This window comes from Streptomyces sp. NBC_01244 (genome assembly GCF_035987325.1).
In the GTDB taxonomy this organism is placed as follows: domain Bacteria; phylum Actinomycetota; class Actinomycetes; order Streptomycetales; family Streptomycetaceae; genus Streptomyces.
In genome coordinates, this window is record NZ_CP108488.1 from 4,605,553 (window position 1) to 4,622,435 (window position 16,883).

A 16,883-nucleotide genomic window follows, 5' to 3' on the forward strand; every position below is an offset into this window, starting at 1 on the left:
GCGGGTGCTCCAGAGCTGTGCGGAGGGGTGCGGGACGAGGCGGGACCGGGCGGCTGGTGCGGCCGGTCTTCCTAGACCCGCATCACGGACAGCTCCAGCGGGGACGGCGCCGACTGGCCGGGCCCGCGTACGAGGACCCGTACGGGTATCGCCCGCGACGGGACCACCACCTCGGGCCCGGGCCGTGCGGGCGGGGCCGGGGCCTGGTCGGACCGGGCCCGCGCCGGCAGGGCGGGTACGCCGTCCCGCCCGGGGGGCCCCGGGGCGCAGGCGGGCCCGGCCGGCTCGGCGGAGGCGGAGGCGGAGAAGACCGCGACGGGAACGGAGGAGCCCGGCTCCGCGGGGGCCGAGGCCCGCACGGCCACCTGCCCGGAGGCTGCGGGAACCTCGCCGACAGGGATGGCCGGGGCCACGGGGATGTCCGGGACAGCCGAGGCCACCAAGATCACCGGGGCCGCCGGTGCCGGCGCGGCCGGCGCCGCCTGGAAGGTCCCGGCCAGCAGGGCCCAGCCCAGCAGCACCGCGAACACGCACCGGAGGCGGCGGTTGCGGGACATCGTGGGCGGCCTCTCGCTGGGACATCGCTGGGACATCGACGGGACAGCGACGGGACGTCGACTGGACGTCGCTGGGAACACGTCAGGGGGACACATCGGGGTAACGCTCGGCGGACTCGTCCCGAAATGGTACGGGTCGGCCCCACAAATGCGTTCGCCACCCGGCACCTACGGGTGAGATCCTCGACCAGGTATGTCTACTTCCTTCGCCGCCCTGCAGACGCTTCTCGGTGAGATCTCCCTCCGTGACGCGCACCGCCTCGGCCGCCGCCTCGAAGGCGCCCGCCGCATCCGCAAGCCCGAGGCCAAGCAGGCCGTACTCGACGAGATCCGTGCGGAGGCCGAAAAGGCCGCCGTGCGACTGGCCGGGCGCGCCTCGCGGAAGCCCGAGGTCACGTATCCCGAGAACCTTCCCGTCAGCCAGAAGAAGGACGAGATCGCCGAGGCGATACGCGACCACCAGGTCGTGATCGTCGCGGGCGAGACCGGCTCCGGCAAGACCACACAGATCCCCAAGATCTGCATGGAGCTGGGGCGCGGGGTCCGGGGCATGATCGGGCACACCCAGCCCCGCCGGATCGCGGCCCGCACGGTCGCGGAACGCATCGCGGAGGAACTGAAGTCCGAGATCGGCCAGACCGTCGGCTGGAAGGTCCGGTTCACCGACCAGGTGGACCAGGACGCGACCTTCGTGAAGCTGATGACGGACGGCATCCTGCTCGCCGAGATCCAGACGGACCGCGAGCTGCGCGCGTACGACACGATCATCATCGACGAGGCCCACGAGCGGTCGCTGAACATCGACTTCCTGCTCGGCTACCTCGCCACGCTGCTGCCCAAGCGGCCCGACCTCAAGGTGATCATCACCTCGGCGACCATCGACCCGGAGCGCTTCTCCCGGCACTTCGGCGAGGCCCCGATCGTCGAGGTCAGTGGGCGCACGTATCCGGTGGAGGTCCGCTACCGGCCGCTCCTGGAAGACGATTCCGAGGACAGCGACCGCGACCAGATCACCGCGATCTGCGAGGCCGTGGACGAGCTCCAGGCGGAGGGGCCGGGCGACATCCTGGTCTTCCTCTCCGGCGAGCGCGAGATCCGCGACACCGCGGACGCGCTGGAGAAGCGCAAGCTCCGCCTGACCGAGGTCCTCCCCCTCTACGCGCGCCTCTCGCACGCCGAGCAGCACCGCGTCTTCCAGCAGCACACCGGGCGCAGGATCGTCCTGGCGACCAACGTCGCCGAGACCTCGCTGACCGTCCCGGGCATCAAGTACGTGATCGACCCGGGCAGCGCCCGCATCTCCCGCTACAGCCACCGCACCAAGGTCCAGCGGCTGCCCATCGAGCGGATCTCGCAGGCCAGCGCCAACCAGCGCAAGGGCCGCTGCGGCCGTACCTCGGACGGCATCTGCATCCGGCTGTACTCGGAGGACGACTTCCTGACCCGTCCGGAGTTCACGGACGCCGAGATCCTGCGCACCAACCTCGCCTCCGTCATCCTCCAGATGACCGCGGCCGGCCTCGGCGAGATCGAGAAGTTCCCCTTCATCGACCCGCCGGACCACCGCAACATCCGCGACGGCGTGCAGCTCCTCCAGGAGCTCGGCGCGCTCGACCCGGACGAGAAGGCCGCGTCCAAGGAGGGTGGCCAGAAGCGGCTCACCCCGATGGGCCGCCAGCTCTCCCAGCTGCCCGTGGACCCGCGGCTCGCCCGCATGGTGGTGGAGGCGGACAAGAACAACTGCGTCCGCGAGGTCATGGTCATCGCGGCGGCCCTGTCCATCCAGGACCCGCGCGAGCGGCCCTCGGACAAGCAGACGCAGGCCGACCAGAACCACGCCCGGTTCAAGGACGAGACGAGCGACTTCCTCTCCTTCCTGAACATGTGGCGCTACGTCCGGGAGCAGCAGAAGGAGCGCGGCTCCTCCTCCTTCCGCCGGATGTGCAAGCAGGAGTACCTGAACTTCCTGCGGATCCGCGAATGGCAGGACATCTATTCGCAGCTGCGTACGGTCGCCAAGACCATGGGCATCCACGTCAACGAGGCCGATGCCCCGGAGACGAGCGTGCACATCTCGCTGCTCGCCGGTCTGCTGTCGCACATCGGGCTGAAGGACACCGACAAGAACGAGTACCTGGGGGCCCGGTCCGCCAAGTTCGCGATCTTCCCCGGTTCCTCGCTGTTCAAGAAGCAGCCGAAGTTCCTGATGTCGGCCGAGCTGGTGGAGACCTCGCGGCTGTGGGCCCGGGTGAACGCCAAGGTCGAGCCCGAGTGGGTGGAGCCGCTCGCCCAACACCTGATCAAGCGCACGTACAGCGAGCCGCACTGGGAGAAGGACCAGGCGGCGGTGATGGCCTTCGAGAAGGTCACGCTGTACGGCGTGCCGATCGTCGCGCAGCGGAAGATCAACTACGGCCGGATCGACGCCGAGGTCTCGCGCGACCTGTTCATTCGCAACGCCCTGGTCGAGGGTGACTGGCGGACCCACCACAAGTTCTACGCCGACAACCGCAAGCTCCTCACCGAGGTGGAGGAGCTGGAGAACCGGGCCCGGCGCCGCGACATCGTGGTCGACGACGAGACGCTCTTCGACTTCTACGACCAGCGGATCCCCGAACACGTGGTCTCCGGGGCGCACTTCGACTCCTGGTGGAAGCACAAGAAGCGCGACGAGCCCGAACTGCTCGACTTCGAGCGCGAGATGCTCCTGACGGAGAAGGCGGCCGGGGTCACCAAGGCCGACTATCCGGACTCCTGGATGCAGGGCCGGCTGAAGTTCCGGGTGACCTACCAGTTCGAGCCGGGCGCGGACGCGGACGGCGTGACCGTCCACATCCCGCTCCAGGTGCTGAACCAGGTCACGGACGAGGGCTTCGACTGGCAGATCCCGGGTCTGCGCGAGGAGGTGGTCACGGAGCTGATCCGGTCCCTCCCGAAGCCGATCCGCCGGCACTACGTGCCCGCGCCGAACTTCGCGACCCGCTTCCTGGCCACCTCGCACCCGCTGCAGGAGCCCCTGCACGTGACGCTGGCCCGGGAGCTCCAGCGGATGGTCGGGGTCCCGGTCAGCGCCGAGGACTTCGACCTGACCCGGATCCCCGACCACCTGAAGATCACCTTCCGGATCGTCGACGAGCGCCGCAAGAACCTCGCCGAGGCCAAGGACCTGGAGGCCCTGCGGCTCCAGCTCAAGCCCAAGGCCCGCCAGGCCCTCTCGCAGGCCGCCGCGGCCACCGCCGAGCGGGAGGGCGGGGAGTCGGTGGAGAAGACGGGGCTGTCGGACTGGACGATCGGCACGCTGACCAAGGTCTTCGAGACCCGCCGGGCCGGCCAGCCGGTGAAGGCGTACCCGGCGCTCGTGGACGCCCGTACGAGCGTCTCCGTACGCCTCTTCGACACCGAGGCCGAGCAGCAGCAGGCGATGCGGCTCGGCACCCGGCGCCTGATCCTGCTCAACATCACGGTGAACCCGGCGAAGTTCGCCTCGGACCACCTGAGCAACCAGCAGAAGCTGGCCCTGTCGCGCAATCCGCACGGCTCCATCCAGGCGCTGTTCGACGACTGCGCGACCGCGGCGGCCGACCACCTGATCGCACGGCACGGCGGCCCGGCATGGGACGAGGCGGGCTTCCGCAAGCTCTACGAGGCCGTGCGGACCGACCTGGTGGACACGACCGTACGGACGATCACGCAGGTGCAGCAGGTGCTGGCCGCCTGGCAGGCCTGTGAGCGCCGCCTGAAGACCACGGCCAGCCTCGCCCTGGTGGCCAACGTCCAGGACGTCAAGACGCAGCTCGCGGCGCTCATGCCGGCCGGCTTCGTCACGCTGACCGGACTGCGCCGGCTGCCGGACCTGATGCGCTACCTGGTGGCCATCGACCGGCGGCTCCAGCAGATGCCCACGGGCGTCCAGCGCGACACCACGCGCATGGAGAAGGTCCACGAGATGCGGGACGAGTACCTGTGGCTGCTGGAGCAGTTGCCGAAGGGCAGGCCCGTCCCGGCGGAGGTCACCGAGATCCGCTGGATGATCGAGGAACTGCGGGTCAGCTACTTCGCGCACGCGCTCGGAACGGCCTATCCGATCTCCGACAAACGCATCGTGAAGGCGGTGGACGCGGCGGCCCCGGGACCCGCTCGGTGATCGAGTTCGACTGCACCCCCTGAGCTGCGGTACAGTCTGATTCGCAGCCGCCCAGCGGCCGCAAATCAAGGACCTGTGGAGCAGTTGGTTAGCTCGCCACCCTGTCAAGGTGGAGGTCGCGGGTTCAAGTCCCGTCAGGTTCGCAAGATCGTCAGGGCCCGCATCCTCAGGGATGCGGGCCCTGACGCGTTTCCGGGGCACGACGGCACCGAAGTGCGGGGCGACGTACGGCCCGAGCCGCCGTCCGGCGCGTCGGCCACGGCACGGTCCCGTTGGGCCGGACGGCCCACCAGCCCGCCTCACGGCACCGATTGGGCCCAGCCACTCCCAGAACCCCCACCAGGCCCTCCACGGCACGCTGAGGGCCCCCTGGAGCCCCGCGCGGGGCCGGCCGAGAAGTCGGGGCCGCCCCGAACCGCCACCTCCCGGCCGCCGCCCGCACCCCCTCCGGCCCCGTCACCCCATCGCGGCCGCGAAATCGCCCGTTCGGATGATGCGCTCTGCGCGGCACATCCCTTTACGGGGTGCATCGCCTGAACCACAAGAGTGATCATCTGTGACGGGAGTCACCCCATGTGTTTTTGAGACGCACGCTTTTATCGGACTCATACGCCCGCTCGATTTTATATGTGCCATTGCACCCACCCCGGCCGGCTCCGCACACCAGCTCGATAACCCCCTGACCAGGGCATAAAAAAGATCGCGCTGGACCCGGCGGAGTCCAGCGCGATCGAACGACTGATGAACCTGTTGGGGCAGGTCCGGTCGTTTCAAAGCTCTGTGGGTCTCATCGGATTGGGGGACCCGATATCGACCCGGCAATAAGTGGTGCTGCGGAACCTCAGGCCTCGCTGCGCTGCTGCGGAATTCCCGCAAGCAGTGCGCGGACCTCAGCCTCGCGGTAGCGGCGGTGTCCACCCAGGGTGCGGATGGACGTGAGCTTGCCAGCCTTGGCCCAACGGGTGACCGTCTTCGGGTCCACGCGGAACATCGTGGCAACCTCAGCCGGGGTCAGCAGCGGCTCGGCATCAGGGGTGCGAGCGGTCATGAGCGGCCTCCTCGGGAGAACCGAACCATCTCGGTTCTTTCCTCTAAATTCTGCACCTTGGCCCACGTTGCCCGAAATGGACATACGCGGGCCGAGTCGGTTATAGGACGAACGGCTTGTCCTCGGCACTACAACTACACCATCCGTCCAGCCTCGACGGCCAAACCGATGGAATTGCCCTCCGAGGTGTTCATCAGCGGCGGAAGCCGATGGACCGTCCCATAACGGACAGTCACCCCACTGTGACGATCAGTCACAGAGCGATCAGGAGTCGTCAGACCCCCCGTAGAGTGCAATACCGAGCATTCCGCCCTTAGTTGGACGGAAGGAACCCTCCCCGGACTCCTTGTCCTATTTTGGCACGAGGGTAGGGGAAGGGCGCAAGGGTGTAGAAAGTGCGGTCCGTCACGCTTGGGCCAATGGCCCGTATCGGGACGTAGGTCCCGGAACAAAGACCCAAAAGAGGGCATCACGGCCTTGAGCTGGCCGTTCTCTTCCGAGCTCGGCCGATCGCCGGATGGACAACCGCGCCCGGAGTCGCTAGCGGGGTCGCGCAGGTCACTCCGGCCGGATCCGGAACCGAACGACTCAGTTGGCGAAGAGTCTCTCCCGGACCGCCCGCCACCGCTCCGCCAGGGCCCCGTAAGTCCGCCCCGCCCCGTCCCGGTCCCCGGCCCGCAGGGCCGCGAGCCCCGCCGCCAGGTCCGCCGCCGAGTGGTCGGCCTCCAGCCGGTCCGCCGGCAGGGCGTGCAGCAGCCCGCCGTAGTCGAGCTCCACCATCGAGCGGGGGTGGAACTCCTCCAGCCAGCTGCCGACCTCCACCAGCCCCTCGGCGAGCATCCCGTACCCCTCCGCCTCCCGCAGGGTCCGCAGCCCCCGCGCGAGCCGGCGCCGGGCCTGCACCATCGGCGTCCGGTAGCGCAGCCCCTCGCCCGGCACGTACTCCCGCTCCTCGTCGGACACCAGCACGAACCAGCGCAGCGGCACCTGCCAGACCCCCGTGCGGATCCACGGCCGCGCGTCGGGATTGCGCACGCGCCAGAGCTCGTAGTCCTCGGTCGCGCGGCGGCGGGCGGCCGCGGGCAGGGCGGCGTCGAGTACCGGCAGCGGGAACTCGGCCTGCAGTTCCTGGAGCGCGAGCCAGCCCCGCAGCCTCGTCCGCCAGGGGCAGACCAGCAGGACCCCGTCGACCTCGGCGGTGAAGGCGTCCGCGCTCTCGTGCGCCGGGACCCCGACCACGGGCACCCGCACCAAGTCCACGAGCGACCGTCGCAGTTCGTCCTGGGCCGTCGGGGTGGCCCCGCGCCGGGCGTAGTCGGCCCAGTGGGCGCGCTCGGGCTCCGGGAAGGCCGTCAGCGGCTCGTAGACGCGCAGGTAGGAGGCGTAGGGGACGACGGGGGCCGAGCGGGCGGACGGCAGCCTGGGATCGGTGGATTCGCTCACGCTCTCGTACTCCCCCGCCCCGCCCGGCGCTACTCCGGCGCGCGGTCGCCCGCCCGCCTCCCACCCTTGAGTGTCCCGATCTCCGGACGGGGAGGATCGCCGGGCCCCCGAGGTCTTACGCTGCTCCCAGCACGCCCTCCCCCACCCGCAGGGCGGGCGTCTTTCCCGCCGCATCTCTTCCATGGGAGTCACCACCGTGACCGAAATGACCGACGGCGTCCTGCACACCCTGTTCCGCAGTGAACAGGGCGGCCACGAGCAAGTCGTGCTGTGCCAGGACCGAGCCTCCGGCCTGAAGGCCGTCATCGCGATCCACTCCACCGCCCTGGGCCCGGCCCTCGGCGGTACGCGGTTCCACGCGTACGCCTCGGACGAGGAGGCCGTCCTCGACGCGCTGAACCTCTCGCGCGGCATGTCGTACAAGAACGCGCTCGCCGGGCTCGACCTCGGCGGCGGCAAGGCCGTCATCATCGGCGACCCGGACGTCCTGAAGTCCGAGGAGCTGCTGCTGGCCTACGGCCGGTTCGTGGAGTCCCTCGGCGGCCGCTACGTGACCGCCTGCGACGTCGGCACCTACGTGGCCGACATGGACGTCGTGGCCCGCGAGACCCGCTGGGCGACCGGCCGCTCCCCCGAGAACGGCGGCGCCGGCGACTCCTCGGTCCTCACCGCCTTCGGCGTCTTCCAGGGCATGCGCGCCAGCGCCCAGCACCTGTGGGGCGACCCGACCCTGCGCGGCCGCAAGGTGGGCGTCGCGGGCGTCGGCAAGGTCGGCCACCACCTGGTCGAGCACCTGCTGGAGGACGGCGCCGAGGTCGTCATCACGGACGTCCGCACCGAGTCCGTCGAGCGCATCCTCGACAAGCACCCCGGCAAGGTGACCGCCGTCGCCGACACCGAGGCGCTGATCCGCGTGGAGGGCCTGGACATCTACGCCCCCTGCGCGCTCGGCGGGGCCCTGAACGACGACTCGGTGCCCGCCCTCACCGCCAAGATCGTCTGCGGTGCGGCGAACAACCAGCTCGCCCACCCCGGCATCGAGAAGGACCTCGCGGACCGCGGGATCCTCTACGCGCCGGACTACGTGGTCAACGCGGGCGGGGTCATCCAGGTCGCCGACGAGCTGCGCGGCTTCGACTTCGACCGCTGCAAGGCCAAGGCCGCGAAGATCTTCGACACCACGCTGGAGATCTTCGCACGTGCGAAGGCGGATGGGATTCCGCCGGCCGCGGCGGCCGACCGCATCGCCGAGCAGCGGATGGCGGACGCCCGCGCCGCGCACACGGCCTGATCCACTCACGGGGCCTTTCGGGGCCTCTGGGGCGGCCCGTCGGGGCGCAGCGAGACGGAACTCACTGCGCTTCGGCGGGTCGTCCGTCAGGAAACGGCTAAAATCGCAGCTGACCAGCGAGGACGGGGCGCCTTGCTGGTACTGCACCGGGGCGCGTCATGCGGGCGGCGTACCGTATGGCCGCGGAAGCAGGTACCGTTAAACCCCTACGGACGGTCTCTCCACGGAGAGCCCGCTCCGAACCATGAACGCGTGTCAGACTCTGGGGCCGTCGAGCCCCGTCACCGAGGGGGTCGAGCCATGGGGCGCGGCCGGGCAAAGGCCAAGCAGACGAAGGTCGCCCGCCAGCTGAAGTACAGCAGCGGCGGGACTGACTTGTCGCGTCTGGCCAATGAGCTGGGCGCATCGCACACGGAACCGCTGCCTGTCAGCGAGCCGGTCGTCGATGACGAGCTTGATGATGATGACGAGGACGACCCGTACGCCAAGTACGCGGAGCGCTACAACAGCGATGACGAGGACGAGGACGAAGAGTCCGGTCCGTCCGTCTACCGTCGCGGTGCTTGACGCGCCACTCGGCGTCGGACACGCGGTGCGCTGATCCTCATCCTCAGCAGCGGCACACAGCTTCACATGCACGGAAACCCGGTCCAGGGCATCGCCCCGGGCCGGGTTTCCGTGCTGTTCGCGCTGGTGGGAGCCTTGCTCCCACCAGCCGCACCCGTCAGCTCGCGTAGTCGCCGGTCATCGTCGCGCCCTCGGTGAGGTCGCCGCGGTCCAGGATCTCTCCCGCTACCCAGGCTTCGACGCCCCGGTCGGACAGGGCGGTCAGGGCCACGTCCACCGACTCCTGCGGGACCACGGCCATCATGCCGACGCCCATGTTCAGGGTCTTCTCCAGCTCCAGGCGCTCCACCTGCCCGGCCTTGCCGACCAGGTCGAAGATCGCACCGGGGGTCCAGGTCGAGCGGTCGACCGTGGCGTGCAGGTGGTCCGGGATCACCCGGGCGAGGTTGGCCGCGAGGCCGCCGCCCGTGATGTGGGAGTAGGCGTGCACGTCGGCCGCACGGGTGAGGGCCATGCAGTCCAGCGAGTAGATCTTGGTGGGCTCCAGCAGCTCCTCGCCGAGGGTCCGGCCGAGCTCCTCGACGTGGCTCTCCAGGGCCATTCCGGCCCGGTCGAAGAGGACGTGGCGCACCAGCGAGTACCCGTTCGAGTGAAGACCGGAGGACGCCATCGCGATGACGGCGTCGCCCGTACGGATGCGATCGGCGCCCAGCAGACGGTCGTACTCCACGACGCCGGTGCCGGCGCCCGCCACGTCGAAGTCGTCCGGACCCAGCAGGCCGGGGTGTTCGGCGGTCTCGCCGCCGACCAGGGCGCAGCCGGCCAGGACGCAGCCCTCGGCGATGCCCTTGACGATGGCCGCGACACGCTCGGGGTGGACCTTGCCCACGCAGATGTAGTCGGTCATGAAGAGCGGCTCGGCGCCGCAGACGACGATGTCGTCCATGACCATCGCCACGAGGTCGTGGCCGATGGTGTCGTACACGCCCATGCGGCGGGCGATGTCCACCTTGGTGCCGACGCCGTCGGTGGCGGAGGCGAGCAGGGGGCGCTCGTAGCGCTTGAGGGCGGAGGCGTCGAAGAGGCCGGCGAAACCGCCGAGGCCGCCGAGGACCTCGGGGCGCTGCGTCTTCTTCACCCACTCCTTCATCAGCTCGACGGCGCGGTCTCCCGCGTCGATGTCCACGCCCGCGGCTGCGTAGCTGGCACCGGTGGTCTTCTCTGTCATGACAGGAGAGAGCTTTCGTGTCGTTGCTGCGTGTGGTGCGAGGCCCTGGAAAAGCCTGAAAGAGAAGGCCCCGCGCAGGTTGAGCAGGATGAGGGGGAAGGAGAGGGGCCCCGGTCCGCGGGCTCGTGGGAGCCCGCGGACCGCGGCGTTGCCTCGGGCTCTACGGGCGCCGGAGTGCGTCGGCGGCGTCGGTGCCGCCGGCCAGCTCCGACTCCAGGAGCTGCTTGCCCAGGAGCTGCGGGTCGGGCAGTTCCATGGGGTACACGCCGTCGAAGCAGGCACGGCAGAGGTTGGGCTTCTGGATGGTCGTCGCCTCGATCATCGAGTCGAGCGAGATGTACGAGAGCGAGTCCGCGCCCAGCGACGTGGCGATCTCGTCGACCGTCATGCCGTTGGCGATCAGCTCGGCCCGGGTGGCGAAGTCGATGCCGAAGAAGCACGGCCACTTCACCGGCGGCGAGGAGATCCGGATGTGGACCTCCGCCGCGCCGGCCTCGCGGAGCATCTTGACCAGGGCGCGCTGGGTGTTGCCGCGGACGATCGAGTCGTCGACGACCACCAGGCGCTTGCCCCGGATGACTTCCTTGAGGGGGTTGAGCTTGAGGCGGATGCCGAGCTGGCGGATCGTCTGCGAGGGCTGGATGAAGGTCCGGCCCACGTAGGCGTTCTTGACCAGGCCGACGCCGTACGGGATCCCGCTGGCCTCCGCGTAGCCGACCGCGGCCGGCGTGCCCGATTCCGGTGTCGATATCACCAGGTCGGCATCGGCCGGGGCTTCCTTGGCCAGGCGCCGTCCCATCTCGACACGCGAGAGGTAGACGTTCCGGCCGGCGATGTCGGTGTCCGGGCGCGCCAGGTAGACGTACTCGAAGACACAGCCCTTGGGCTTTGCTTCCGCGAAGCGGGAGGTCCGCAGACCGTTCTCGTCGATCGCGATGAGCTCGCCCGGCTCGACCTCGCGGACGAAGCTGGCGCCGCAGATGTCGAGGGCGGCGGTCTCGCTCGCCACCACCCAGCCGCGCTCCAGGCGGCCGAGGACCAGCGGGCGGATGCCCTGCGGGTCACGGGCGGTGTAGAGCGTTCCCTCGTCCATGAAGACGAGCGAGAAGGCGCCCTTCACCTTCGGGAGGACCTTGGTGGCCGACTCCTCGATGGTCAGGGGCTTGCCGTCGTCGTCCGTCTGGCCGGCCAGCAGGGCGGTGACCAGATCGGTGTCGTTGGTGGCCGCCACCTGGGTGGCACGGCCGTCCTGACGAGGGAGGTCGGCGACCATCTCGGCGAGCTCGGCGGTGTTCACCAAGTTGCCGTTGTGACCCAGGGCAATGGAGCCGTGGGCGGTCGCACGGAAGGTCGGCTGAGCGTTCTCCCAGACGGAGGCACCAGTGGTCGAGTAGCGGGCGTGACCGACCGCGATATGACCCTGGAGCGAGCCGAGAGAGGTTTCGTCGAAGACCTGGGAAACGAGGCCCATGTCCTTGAAGACGAGGATCTGGGAACCGTTGCTCACAGCGATGCCCGCGGACTCTTGTCCGCGGTGCTGCAATGCATACAGTCCGAAGTAGGTGAGCTTGGCGACCTCTTCACCCGGAGCCCAGACACCGAAGACGCCGCAAGCGTCCTGGGGGCCCTTTTCGCCGGGGAGCAGGTCGTGGTTGAGTCGTCCATCACCACGAGGCACGCCCCCGAGTGTAGGCGAGATCGACCACTGGTCCGAATTGGGGATGCCCGGGAAATGTCACAGCACGCAGGGTGACGGAACCTGTTCGTCTCAATATCCGGATTGCCCTGGTTGACAGTCGCCTGTCGTTTCGTACAAGCTCCGGCTCATGCAGCCTCTCGGTGACCGCACCGTCACCCTCGTCGCGCGCCGACACGTGGACCTCGTCCGTGTCGCCAGCGCCATCTGTCGCTGTTTCGCGTAGCTCGCGCCGCTTTTCCTTTTCCTTTTTCGCCTTTCCCCGCCGCTTTCCGGTCGTGTTCTGCTCCGCCGTGCCCTCCGCCGTGCCCCGCGCCGTCCCGCGCTGCCCGGAGCCGGCCCCGCGCCGGAGGGCCGGCGGGCCTTGCTCTGGAGCACCCGTGACCTCGTACGAACCCAACCTGTCCCGGCGCGCCTTCGGCGGCGCCGTCGGAGCGACCGCCGCCGCCGCGGCGGTGGGGCTGGGCGTCGCCGCCCCGGCCCAGGCCGCGCCCGCCGAAGCCCCGCACGCGGGCCCGCAGGAACGGGAGTTCAGGGCCCAGCGGGGACGCCGTTCCCGCCGCCCGAACATCCTGTTCATCCTCGGGGACGACCTCGGCTGGGCCGACCTGTCCTCCTACGGCTCCCCGCACATCAAGACCCCGAACCTGGACCGGCTCGCCCGCCAGGGCGTCCGCTTCACCGACGCCTACTCCGGCTCCGCGACCTGCTCCCCGACCCGCTTCAGCCTCTACACCGGCCGCTACCCCGGCCGCACCAAGGGCGGGCTCGCCGAGCCCATCGCCGACAAGTCGGCGGGCCTGGAGCCGACCCACCCGACGCTCGCCTCGCTGCTGCGCGACTCCGGCTACGCCACGGCGCTGATAGGCAAGTGGCACTGCGGCTACCTGCCCGACTACAGCCCGACCAAGTCCGGCTGGGACGAGTTCTTCGGCAACTTCGGCGGAGCCCTGGAGTACTACTCCAAGCTGGGCCTGGGCGGGGAGTACGACCTCTACGAGGGCGACGCCGAGTACAAGGACCTGCGCTACTACACGCGGATCCTGACCGAGCGCGCCAGTGAGTACGTCTCCCGCGACCACGGAGACAAGCCGTGGCTGCTGAACCTCAACTTCACCACCCCGCACTGGCCGTGGATCGCCGACGGGGACACCGAGGCGAGCGCCGAGGTGACGCGCCGGATCAAGGCCGGTGACGGGCGGGCCCTGTGGCACCAGGACGGCGGGTCCGTCGAGAAGTACAAGCAGATGGTGGAGGACCTCGACCGCTCGGTCGGCGAGGTGCTGAAGGCGCTCAAGCGCTCCGGCCAGGAGGAGGACACCCTGGTCTTCTTCTCCAGCGACAACGGCGGCGAGCGGTTCTCCTACAACTGGCCGCTCTCCGGCAACAAGGCCTCCCTCCAGGAGGGCGGCATCCGCGTCCCGAACATCGTGCGCTGGCCCGCCCGGCTCGACGGCGGCCAGGTCAGCCACGTGCCGGTCTTCACCCCGGACTGGACGGCCACCCTGCTGGAACTGGCGGGCGCCCGCGCCCATCCGGCGTACCCGCTGGACGGGGTCAGCCTGGCCGGATACCTGCTGCGCGGCGAGAAGGCCGCCGAGCGGAACCTGTTCTGGCGGGTGCGCGGCGAGCGGGCGCTGCGCCGCGGCGACTGGAAGTACTACCGCGGCAAGGCGGGCCGCGACCAGCTCTTCAACCTGGCCGTGGACATCCGCGAACAGGCCGACAAGGCGGCACTGGAGCCGGCCCGGCTGGCCGAACTGCGGGCGGCCTGGGAGAAGACGGACGCGGGGCTGCTGCCGTACCCGGGCTGATCGCCCGTCCCGGGTCGGTGACGTGATCCACAGCCTGTGGAAAGCTGTGGATCATGAGCGATGCGATACCCGAACCCAGTGCGTACGTACGTGGTTTGCCGATCGGCGAGCGGATCCCCTTCCCCGCCGACGGCATCCCGTTCTGGGAGATCTTCCCGTACGAGGGAGACCTGCGGATCAAGGTGCTGGAGGAGCCGGTACTGCCCGAGCCGCCCCGCACCGGGGAGGCCGGGCCGGACACCTGTCGCTCCTGCGCCCGACCGGACTCGAGCTTCCTGTGGACGAACGAGCACTGGCGGCTGCACGGCGAGCACGGCGCGCTGCCGGCGGCAGTGATGCTGGTGCCGCGCGGCCACCACGACCTGCTGGACCTGCCGTCCGAGCGGGCGGCCGAGCTCGGCGCGATGCTCCAGCGCGTGGAGCGGGCGATCCGGACGCTGGACGGGATCGCCCGCGTCCATGTGAACAAGTGGGGGGACGGCGGCGCCCACCTGCACCTCTTCCTGATGGCCCGCCCCGAGGGAATGCTGCAGCTGCGCGGCTCCTGTCTGCCCCTGTGGGACGACGTGCTGCCGAAGCTCCCGGACGAGGTGTGGGCCGAGTCCGCGCGTCGGATCGCCGCGGCGATGGCGAAGGACGGCGGGACCGCGCACGTCTGAGACCGGAGGTCACTCGACGGCCGAGGCCGCCTTGGCGGTGATGGCGGTGCCCGAACCGGTCGCGGTGAGGGTGAGGGCGTCGCCCTGGACCTTCCAGTCGAGCGGGCCGCTGCCGAACAGCTCGGTGAGGACCCGCTCCACCTCTCCGGGTCCGCCCTCGCAGGCCATCCGGGTGGTGGTGAGGGGGCCGACGGTGAGCCGGTTGCCCTCGACGGCGGCCGACGCGTTGAAGCGGTTGCAGCCGAGGTTGCCGCTCACCGTCCCGTCCGCGGCGACGGTGAAGCGGGCCCGGCCCTCGGCGCCGGCCGGGACCGAGGATGCCGTCTCCCCCTTGATCAGGGAGTCGACGGTCCACTGTGTGGCGACGAGCGGGGCGGCGGGCGCCGGGGGCTTCGAGCTCAGGGCGATCACGCTCCCGTCCGGGCTCTTCAACGTGATCTTCTCCTGGCCCTGTTCCACGGTCAGCCGGCCCTGGAACAGCTTGGCGAAGGCCGTCTCGAACGGCAGGTCCGGACAGGCCATCTCGGTGTGGACGCCGGGCGACACCGTCATGGTGGCCGCCGAGTCGAAGACCACCGCGGCGGTGAAGCCGTTGCAGCCGTAGTTGCCGGTGGCTTCGGCCTCGTAGCCCTTGCCCGGCTCCACGGACAGCCTGGCGGCGGCGGGAGCGCTCAGCACCTTGCCGTCGACGGTCAGGCTCTCGACCGACCAGGATCCGGAGAACCCGCGGCCGGGGCCCGTCCCCGGCGTCCCGCCACCGTCACCGCAGGCGGTGGCGGTGGCGGACAGCGCGAGTACGGTGACCAGGGCGGCGGGGAGGAGCGGCAGCGTACGCATGCCGATGGGACGCGGCCGGCCGCGAACCGGTTCCCGGGTCAGCTCATCAGGGGGAGCAGCGCCGACAGGTCCGCACGCTCGCCGCTGGCCCGGACCTGGGCCCCGTCCAGTGCTTCGGCCCAGCTCGTACGGCCGGTGGCGAGCCGGATCCAGGTCAGCGGGTCGGTCTCCACCACGTTCGGCGGGGTGCCGCGGGTGTGCCGGGGCCCCTCGACGCACTGCACCACCGCGAACGGCGGGACACGGAACTCCACCGCCCCGCCCGGAGCCTTGAGCGCGAGGGCGTCGGCGAGCAGCCGGGTGCAGGCCGCCAGGGCCTGGCGGTCCACGGGGACGTCCAATCCGGTGGCGCGGCGCAGGTCGTCGGTGTGGACGACGAGCTCGACCGTGCGGGTGACCAGGAAGTCGGCCAGGGTCATGGCCCCGATCCACAGGTCGAGCACGCGGCCGCCGGGATTCGCGGCGAGCGCCTCGGCCAGGCGGGCTCCGGCCCGGTCGTAGAGCTCGGCGAGCGGTGCGCCCTCCAGGGTCTCCTTGGCGGCCTCGGCGATCTTCCCGGCGAGCGAGGCCGTCGCGAAGGGCCACTCGGCGGCGGACAGTTCGGCGACGGCGGCCGGCGGCCGGGCGAGACCGCCGGCCAGCGAGTCGGCGATCCACGCGATGTGCGCGGCCAGCTCCGCGACGGACCAGTCCCCGACCCCGCTGGGCCCGGCGAGCTGCTCTGCATCCAACTCCCGTACGGCGTCCCGTACATGACCGAACTGCGCGAGGACGGCCGTACGGGTCCTGGCGTGGTCGTAGGTACGCGGCTTCTTCTTCGCGGGAGGCATGGGCCGACCCTACGCCGCCGGGCGCGCGGGGAGCAGGACCCGGCAGCCGATTCCCGGCAGCCGGGACGGACGGCCCGACGGACGGACGGCCCGACAGACGGACGGCCCCAAGACCGCTGGGGTCAGCCGCGCCGCAGATCCTGCGGCACCTCGGGCAGCCGCGTCGCGCAGCCCCGCTTCGCGGCCGCGCGCAGTGCTGCTTCCCTGGCCAGCACGGCCAGCTCCCGGGGATCGGCGAAGTCGGCGTTCTCGTAGAGGGAGGTGGCCGTGGCCCGGACGGAGGTCGGCCCGGTGCCTTCGGCGGTCTTCGCGCACGCCGCCGTCACCGCCACGGTGCGGCCGCCGTCGTAGTCGTACCGGCCCGCGTTGACGACGGGTCCGGTGGAGTGCGCCACCCCGAGCGAGAAGAACTCGTACATGTCCTCCTGGCCCTCGAACATCCCGGCCCTGCGCAGGACGCACAGGCGGTCCCCGCGCTCACCGGCGTCCACCTTGTCCGAGGGGATGCCGAGCCGCATCACCCGCCCCGGGTCGACCAGGCCCTCGCAGGCCTCCGTGATCTCCGCCCGGCTCCGCGCGCGGTCCTGACGGGTCTGGTTCCAGTCGTACCCGAACCAGCCGCCGACGCCCACGGCGGCCACGACCAGCAACACCCCGCCCGTACCGAGCCTTCGGCCCCTGATCCCGGACATCCGTCCCCCCTTCCCCGGTCCTTCCCCGGTCCTCCCCCGCGGCCGCCCCCCGTGCGGACGTCCTGCCGGAACGGACG

General features: G+C 70.5%; 14 protein-coding genes and 1 tRNA gene. 7 read left to right on the forward strand and 8 right to left on the reverse strand.

The window, feature by feature from the left end; genetic code table 11:
• Positions 1 to 71: 71 nt before the first annotated feature.
• Positions 72 to 557, reverse strand: a complete 486-nt coding sequence (locus OG247_RS20645) for a hypothetical protein (RefSeq protein ID WP_327253636.1) — start codon at positions 555 to 557, stop codon at positions 72 to 74.
• Between the two features lie 193 nt (positions 558 to 750).
• Here OG247_RS20645 and hrpA point away from each other — a divergent pair, with 193 nt between their 5' ends.
• Together hrpA and OG247_RS20655 are read left to right on the forward strand one after the other, a co-directional pair.
• Positions 751 to 4,701 (forward strand): ATP-dependent RNA helicase HrpA, encoded by a 3,951-nt coding sequence (hrpA, locus tag OG247_RS20650; protein WP_327253637.1) that lies wholly within the window; start codon positions 751 to 753, stop codon positions 4,699 to 4,701.
• 69 nt (positions 4,702 to 4,770) lie between these two features.
• Positions 4,771 to 4,844 (forward strand) — tRNA-Asp (locus OG247_RS20655).
• Positions 4,845 to 5,542: 698 nt separating this feature from the next.
• Here the strand turns inward: OG247_RS20655 and bldC are convergent.
• Together bldC and OG247_RS20665 are read right to left on the reverse strand one after the other, a co-directional pair.
• The gene (gene bldC, locus OG247_RS20660) at positions 5,543 to 5,749 is read right to left on the reverse strand and encodes a developmental transcriptional regulator BldC (protein WP_003949541.1); all 207 of its coding nucleotides are present in this window, start codon (positions 5,747 to 5,749) and stop codon (positions 5,543 to 5,545) included.
• Between the two features lie 588 nt (positions 5,750 to 6,337).
• On the reverse strand, positions 6,338 to 7,168 hold the full coding sequence (locus tag OG247_RS20665; protein ID WP_327257561.1) for a hypothetical protein: 831 nt from the start codon (positions 7,166 to 7,168) through the stop codon (positions 6,338 to 6,340).
• A gap of 220 nt (positions 7,169 to 7,388) precedes the next feature.
• Here OG247_RS20665 and OG247_RS20670 point away from each other — a divergent pair, with 220 nt between their 5' ends.
• A complete protein-coding gene (locus tag OG247_RS20670) occupies positions 7,389 to 8,483 on the forward strand; it encodes a Leu/Phe/Val dehydrogenase (RefSeq protein WP_327253638.1) in 1,095 nt (364 codons plus the stop codon).
• A gap of 300 nt (positions 8,484 to 8,783) precedes the next feature.
• Entirely contained in the window at positions 8,784 to 9,050 is a 267-nt protein-coding gene (locus OG247_RS20675) for a DUF3073 domain-containing protein (protein ID WP_243341155.1), read from the forward strand.
• Positions 9,051 to 9,207: 157 nt separating this feature from the next.
• On the opposite strand, the gene purM is transcribed toward OG247_RS20675, so the two are convergent.
• Together purM and purF are read right to left on the reverse strand one after the other, a co-directional pair.
• Positions 9,208 to 10,278: a phosphoribosylformylglycinamidine cyclo-ligase gene (purM, locus tag OG247_RS20680; RefSeq protein ID WP_327253639.1), complete on the reverse strand. Its 1,071-nt coding sequence runs from the start codon at positions 10,276 to 10,278 to the stop codon at positions 9,208 to 9,210.
• Between the two features lie 160 nt (positions 10,279 to 10,438).
• Positions 10,439 to 11,956, reverse strand: a complete 1,518-nt coding sequence (purF, locus tag OG247_RS20685) for an amidophosphoribosyltransferase (RefSeq protein WP_327253640.1) — start codon at positions 11,954 to 11,956, stop codon at positions 10,439 to 10,441.
• Between the two features lie 148 nt (positions 11,957 to 12,104).
• Here purF and OG247_RS20690 point away from each other — a divergent pair, with 148 nt between their 5' ends.
• From OG247_RS20690 to OG247_RS20700, 3 genes are all read left to right on the forward strand, one after another.
• On the forward strand, positions 12,105 to 12,200 hold the full coding sequence (locus tag OG247_RS20690) for a putative leader peptide (protein ID WP_327253641.1): 96 nt from the start codon (positions 12,105 to 12,107) through the stop codon (positions 12,198 to 12,200).
• Positions 12,201 to 12,354: 154 nt separating this feature from the next.
• Complete coding sequence (locus tag OG247_RS20695) at positions 12,355 to 13,788, forward strand: sulfatase-like hydrolase/transferase (RefSeq protein ID WP_327253642.1); 1,434 nt, start codon at positions 12,355 to 12,357, stop codon at positions 13,786 to 13,788.
• A 53-nt stretch (positions 13,789 to 13,841) separates the two neighbouring features.
• Positions 13,842 to 14,447, forward strand: a complete 606-nt coding sequence (locus tag OG247_RS20700) for an HIT family protein (protein WP_327253643.1) — start codon at positions 13,842 to 13,844, stop codon at positions 14,445 to 14,447.
• Between the two features lie 9 nt (positions 14,448 to 14,456).
• On the opposite strand, the gene OG247_RS20705 is transcribed toward OG247_RS20700, so the two are convergent.
• From OG247_RS20705 to OG247_RS20715, 3 genes are all read right to left on the reverse strand, one after another.
• Positions 14,457 to 15,284 carry an META domain-containing protein gene (locus tag OG247_RS20705; RefSeq protein WP_327253644.1) on the reverse strand — a complete coding sequence of 276 codons (828 nt, stop codon included), beginning with the start codon at positions 15,282 to 15,284 and terminating at the stop codon, positions 14,457 to 14,459.
• A gap of 38 nt (positions 15,285 to 15,322) precedes the next feature.
• Complete coding sequence (locus OG247_RS20710; RefSeq protein ID WP_327253645.1) at positions 15,323 to 16,114, reverse strand: maleylpyruvate isomerase family mycothiol-dependent enzyme; 792 nt, start codon at positions 16,112 to 16,114, stop codon at positions 15,323 to 15,325.
• 122 nt (positions 16,115 to 16,236) lie between these two features.
• On the reverse strand, positions 16,237 to 16,806 hold the full coding sequence (locus tag OG247_RS20715; protein WP_327253646.1) for a hypothetical protein: 570 nt from the start codon (positions 16,804 to 16,806) through the stop codon (positions 16,237 to 16,239).
• Positions 16,807 to 16,883: the final 77 nt, after the last annotated feature.

Coding starts and splice junctions, on each gene's coding strand:
- OG247_RS20645 (WP_327253636.1), bottom strand. CDS start 557: ATGTCCCGCAACCGCCGCCTCCGGTGCGTGTTCGCGGTGCTGCTGGGC.
- hrpA (WP_327253637.1), top strand. CDS start 751: ATGTCTACTTCCTTCGCCGCCCTGCAGACGCTTCTCGGTGAGATCTCC.
- bldC (WP_003949541.1), bottom strand. CDS start 5,749: ATGACCGCTCGCACCCCTGATGCCGAGCCGCTGCTGACCCCGGCTGAG.
- OG247_RS20675 (WP_243341155.1), top strand. CDS start 8,784: ATGGGGCGCGGCCGGGCAAAGGCCAAGCAGACGAAGGTCGCCCGCCAG.
- purM (WP_327253639.1), bottom strand. CDS start 10,278: ATGACAGAGAAGACCACCGGTGCCAGCTACGCAGCCGCGGGCGTGGAC.
- OG247_RS20690 (WP_327253641.1), top strand. CDS start 12,105: ATGCAGCCTCTCGGTGACCGCACCGTCACCCTCGTCGCGCGCCGACAC.
- OG247_RS20700 (WP_327253643.1), top strand. CDS start 13,842: ATGAGCGATGCGATACCCGAACCCAGTGCGTACGTACGTGGTTTGCCG.
- OG247_RS20705 (WP_327253644.1), bottom strand. CDS start 15,284: ATGCGTACGCTGCCGCTCCTCCCCGCCGCCCTGGTCACCGTACTCGCG.
- OG247_RS20710 (WP_327253645.1), bottom strand. CDS start 16,114: ATGCCTCCCGCGAAGAAGAAGCCGCGTACCTACGACCACGCCAGGACC.
- OG247_RS20715 (WP_327253646.1), bottom strand. CDS start 16,806: ATGTCCGGGATCAGGGGCCGAAGGCTCGGTACGGGCGGGGTGTTGCTG.